The organism is uncultured Cetobacterium sp., from assembly GCF_947039425.1.
Classification (GTDB): Bacteria; Fusobacteriota; Fusobacteriia; order Fusobacteriales; family Fusobacteriaceae; genus Cetobacterium_A.
This window is the reverse complement of the sequence record NZ_CAMQYW010000130.1, coordinates 1-5,117: the sequence shown is the minus strand read 5'-3', so window position 1 is coordinate 5,117 and position 5,117 is coordinate 1. Positions and strand designations below refer to the sequence as shown.

The following is a 5,117-nucleotide window of genomic DNA, read 5'->3' as shown; positions in this document are numbered from 1 at the left end:
CAAAGGAAAAAGAGAATACACTGCAATTTACTAAAAGAGATAAGGTGAATATAGAAAATCACTATATAGTAAATGATTTTAAAAATATAAATTTAGAGGTAGGTTTTGCAAGTAGAAATATATATTCTACAAATGAAAATTTAGAAATTTTAGATTTTGATATAAATGATGGAGTAAAATTATCTGGAAATACTTTTGGAGAGGGAAGAGGTGTTTATATAAGTGGACTTCCATATACAATAGAAAATGCAAGAGTTCTTCAGAAAGCTATTATATGGGCATCTACTAAGGAAGAGGATATGTACTTAACAACAAATATAAATACAGAGGTTTATTTTTATGAAAAATCTAAAAAAATAGCAGTAATTAATAACTCTAAAGAAAAGCAAGTTACAAAAATAGTGTGTAAAAATAAAGAGATTAAAGAGGTAGCGTTAGAAGCTTATGAAATGCAATGGCATTTAGTGTAGGTTATTTTTTGTGAAAGTTCATGTTATAATAAATCTAATATAAAATTATATGGAGAGTATATATGGAGAAAAAGATACGAATAACTTTATCCAAAAAAATATTAGAAATATTAGAAAGTGATATGGATGAATTTTTAATAAAAAAAAATACACTTTTAAATTTAATATATGAAAAATTAAAAACTGAATTTTCAAAAATAAAAATAAAATCTGATGGAGATACTCAAGTTATACAGTTTAATTTAAAAAAAAAAAATAAAGAAAATTATTATTTTTTTTTAGAGGAAAACAATATTCAAAATGAATCAGAATTTTTTAGGGATATTATTACATATTATGCTCTTATGAGAAAAAAAGAAAGAGAAGCTTTTTTATTTGAAAGAGAGGTAGAACTTTTAAAAATTGGGATAAAAGAGAGAAGAGTTGAAAAAATTATTTTTAATGATAAAAATGAAGTGGAGATAGAACCTTATTATTTAGGATGTTCAAAATTAGAGCTAGCAAATTATATTTTTTGTTATAATATAAAAGAGAATTCTTGGAAGAATTATAAACTTAAATATATTAATAATATTTATTTGACTAAAGAAAATTTTAAGGTGAGAGATAAGAAGTTTATCGAAAGTGTAAAAAAAGAGTTTGATCCCTTTTTATCTAAAGGGAAAATTGTTAAAGTTAGATTATCAAATTCAGGAGAAAAATTATTTAAAGAGATTAGAGTAAATAGACCAAAACTTTTGGAAAAAATTGATAGTATATATGTTCTTGAATGCTCTGAAGAAAAGGCTAAAAGATATTTTAGTTACTTTTTAGATGATGCAGAGATTTTAGAGCCTATTTCACTAAGAAGTTGGTTTGAAAAAAGATTAGAAAAAGCCTTAAATAAGTATAAAAAAATTCCCCTTACGTAAGAGGGGAATTTTTTTATACTTGGATATATCTCCATTTACCTTGATTAAATTTTCTAAAACATGCAAAGCCTCTAAAAGAGAGATCGATAATCATTACAAACCAAGCTCCTTTAAGTCCCATATTAAAATTATAAAGAAGAATATATGTTAAAGGGATTCTAATAAAAAACATTCCAAAACCAGTAATCCATAAAACCGATTTAGTATCTCCAGCTCCTCTTAAAGCACCGCTAAGAACCATAGACATAGCAAGAGCTGGTTGAGCAACAGAAACTATCCTAAGGGCTTCACTGGCTAAAGGGACAATTTCTGAGTCTGAAGTAAAAAGAGATATAACAAATTTTGGAAAGAACATAAAAACAAATCCAAAACTAGTCATAACAAGCATAGCTAAAAGTGTATTTAAATATCCTGTTTTTTTAGCTCTATCATAATTTAAGGCACCTAAATGTTGTCCTACAAGAGTAGTTCCTGCTACAGAGAATCCAAATCCAAGATTAAATGAGAAGGATTCAGCAGTTAAAGCAATTTTATGTGCAGCATATTGTAAGGTTCCTAAATTTATTAACATAGCTTCAAAAACTAACATTCCAATTCTGAAAATAGTTTGTTCACCAGCTGAAGGTAGACCAATTTTAAGAAGTCTTCTACATATTTCTTTATTGAAAACAAAATCTTTAGAAGTTAAAGAGATACAATAATCTTTTTTGAAATAGGCTAAAAATAAAAAAATAAATGTCACAATACCTCTTGATATTGTAGTTGCTATTCCAGCTCCTAAAACTCCTAAATTTAGAGTAAATATAAAAATATAATTTAAAATTATATTTGATATTACACAAATTATATTATTTATCATTGGTATTTTAGCTTTATTTATTGATCTAAATCCAGATGCAAAAAGAATATTAAAGCATAAAAATGGTAATCCAAGAGATACTACAGAAAAGTATGAAAGAGCATCAGAAATAGGTTGATTTTTGCTAATTAAATTCAATATATTTTCTCCAAAAGATAAAAATAAAAGAGTAACTAAAATTGATGCAGGAAAACCTAAGATTAAACTTTGACTCATAACCTCTTTAACTTCTTTAAAGTTTTTAGCCCCAAAAGCTCGACTAACCATTGCTGTCGCTCCTACACTAATAGCAAAGAAGATAGGAATAATTGTAAGAAGAGGTGCAGTTCCAAGTCCAACAGAAGCAATTGCTTCTGGTCCTAATCTTCCGACCATAATTAAATCGAAAAAACCAAGAAGTGTTTGTACAAACATATCAATAATAGTAGGTAGTGCAATTGTAAAAATTGAGAAAATTTCCTTTTTATTTTCTCTAAAAAATAATAATGTTTTTTTCAAATAAATCCCCCCAAAAATATATGAAATCTTTGGATTATTATATATTAAAAAGTAAATAAAGGATAGAAAATCTTTATGTATTTTCTATCCTTTATTTACTTAGTTTAAATTAATAAAAAAATCTGATGCAGGAAGTTTTTTATTAATTATTTTGTTATCATATAACCAATTTATATTAGTATTCCATATTGTAGAATTTTGAGATAAAAATGGAGCATTTTTAGTTTCCATAATTGGAAGGAGTATATTCATGCTTTGTTTTTCAACACTTTTCTTTAGTGGAAATTGATCTGCCTCTTGTTTAGTTAGTAAAAGATCAAGAGCTGCATCGGGATTATTTTTCATATCATTAAATCCACGCTTTAAAGCTCTAACTATTTTCTTATAGGTAGATGAATTGTTTTTAAGTGAGTCTTCATTGGCAATTAGAAGAAGCTCGTAAGCTTGAGGAACACCAAATTTATCAAGTGGAAAATAATTTATGTCTATATTTTTATCTTCCATAACTGGAACTTCATGATTAAGCATTCCACCAATTGTAAAATCAACTTGATTAGTAATCATAGATGTTAAGATATCAAAACCAACATCAATCATTTTAACAGAACTATATGGAACCCCATCGTTTTTCATCATGGCAGATAAATAAAGCTCAGAAAGAGGCCCTCCACTTGTTCCAGCAATTTTTCCTTGGAAATCTTTAGGAGATAAAATGTTATTTTTCTTTAATGAAATGACAGTATTAACAGAACGTTGCAATATTGTTCCAAAAGATTTAATTGGAATATTTTCATTGGCTTTAGCCATAATAATATTATTTAAATAATATATTCCCATATCAGCTTTTTTAGCAGCTGTTAAAGTAAGAGGATCAGAAGAATTAGAAGGAAAAAGTATTTTCAGTTTAAGTCCTTCATCTTTAAAATATCCTTTATCAACAGCATCATATATAAAAGCATGAACAGCATTTGGATACCAATCTAAAACAATGCTTACTTCTTGAAGAGGTTCCTTTTTATCTTTATTCTGACAACCTGTAAAAAGAATAGTTAAAATAATAAAAAAAGAGTTTAATAATATTTTTTTCATTTAATCCTCCAACGTAATATATATTTTTCAAGAGATGTTATAATTTCCACTAAAACTATAGCAAGAAGAGAGATAATAACAATGGGAGCAAAAACACCAGCTCCATCAAGCTGACTCATCATTCTTTTACTAAAGTAACCTAAACCTGCTGTGGCTCCTAGCCATTCTCCAATAGCAGCTCCAATAAGAACTAAAGGAATACTAATTTTTAATGCTGAAAAAAAAGAAGGAATAGCAGTAGGTACTTTTAATTTAAAAAAAATATCTTTTTTTGATGCATTAAAACTTTTAAAAAGATCTATTTGATCCTTTTCTACACCTTTTAAACCTTGGAAAATAGTTATAGTAACAGGAAAAAAAGTTATTAATACAGCAACAATAACTTTACTCCAAATAGAATATCCAAACCATAAAATGAAAATTGGAGCAAGAGCTGTTGTTGGAATTGTTTGAGTAGTTACAATAATTGGAAAAATAGCTTCTTCTATTTTTTTGTTAAAATCCATAAGTATAGCTAAAGCTCCACCAAGAATTAGTGAAAAAAAGATAGAAACTAAAGCTGTAAGTAAAGTAACAGGAAGATGAGTTAAAAATAGTGGTTCTTTTAAAATCCATATTTTTTTTAAAATGGCAGTTGGCCAAGGTAAAATAAATAGCATTCCAATATATCTACCTACAATTTCCCACAAAAGAAAAAAAACAGTTACAGATAAGAGACTAGGGGATATTTTTTTTAACATTATTATCCCTCCCTTATAATTTTTAAAATATTTTCTTTTAATTCTTTTAGTTCAGTTGAAGTTATATTTTTTTTAACTTTAAACTCAATAAGTTGATTCATAGGTTTGTTCTTACAAACAAGGATTCTATTAGATAGAAAAATAGCTTCATTAATATCATGTGTAATAAAAACCATACTTTTTTTTAAATCTTTTATTATATCTAAAAGCCAGTGTTGTAAGTCTTCCTTTGTTATTGCATCAAGAGCAGAAAATGGTTCATCTAAAAGAAGAGTATCAGATTCTGTAATAATAGTTCTTAAGAAAGAAACTCTTTGTTTCATTCCACCAGAAAGTTCATTGGGAAATTTATAAGCATAATTCATTAAATTTAGTTTATCTAAAAAATTAAGAGCTTTGATTTTCCCTTTATTTAGATCCCCTTTATTTAATTCTATAGGTAATAGAATATTTGAGATAATATTTCTCCAAGGAAGAAGTAAATCTTTTTGTGGCATATATGCTATTTTAGAACTAGAAATAGTTCCTAAAAAATTATTTTCAATTCCTG

6 protein-coding genes are annotated in these 5,117 nt (G+C 26.6%); 2 read left to right on the top strand and 4 right to left on the bottom strand.

All coding sequences use genetic code 11. The annotated features are described in order from the left end of the window. Both Q0V09_RS07430 and Q0V09_RS07425 read left to right on the top strand, forming a co-directional pair. Positions 1-470 (top strand): lacto-N-biose phosphorylase central domain-containing protein (locus Q0V09_RS07430; protein ID WP_297488064.1); only part of this gene is annotated, 470 nt, incomplete at its 5' end. Between the two features lie 62 nt (positions 471-532). Further along, positions 533-1,381: a WYL domain-containing protein gene (locus Q0V09_RS07425; protein WP_297488061.1), complete on the top strand. Its 849-nt coding sequence runs from the start codon at positions 533-535 to the stop codon at positions 1,379-1,381. Positions 1,382-1,394: 13 nt separating this feature from the next. Here the strand turns inward: Q0V09_RS07425 and Q0V09_RS07420 are convergent, their stop codons facing one another. The 4 genes from Q0V09_RS07420 to Q0V09_RS07405 all read right to left on the bottom strand — a co-directional run. Then, on the bottom strand, positions 1,395-2,738 hold the full coding sequence (locus tag Q0V09_RS07420) for an MATE family efflux transporter (protein ID WP_297488059.1): 1,344 nt from the start codon (positions 2,736-2,738) through the stop codon (positions 1,395-1,397). Positions 2,739-2,837: 99 nt separating this feature from the next. Beyond that, positions 2,838-3,827: an ABC transporter substrate-binding protein gene (locus Q0V09_RS07415; protein ID WP_297406782.1), complete on the bottom strand. Its 990-nt coding sequence runs from the start codon at positions 3,825-3,827 to the stop codon at positions 2,838-2,840. Further along, the gene (locus tag Q0V09_RS07410) at positions 3,824-4,567 is read right to left on the bottom strand and encodes an ABC transporter permease (protein WP_297406783.1); all 744 of its coding nucleotides are present in this window, start codon (positions 4,565-4,567) and stop codon (positions 3,824-3,826) included. Before Q0V09_RS07410 ends, Q0V09_RS07415 begins: the two co-directional genes overlap by 4 nt. 2 nt (positions 4,568-4,569) lie before the next feature. Next, positions 4,570-5,117 (bottom strand): ATP-binding cassette domain-containing protein (locus Q0V09_RS07405; protein ID WP_297488056.1); only part of this gene is annotated, 548 nt, incomplete at its 5' end.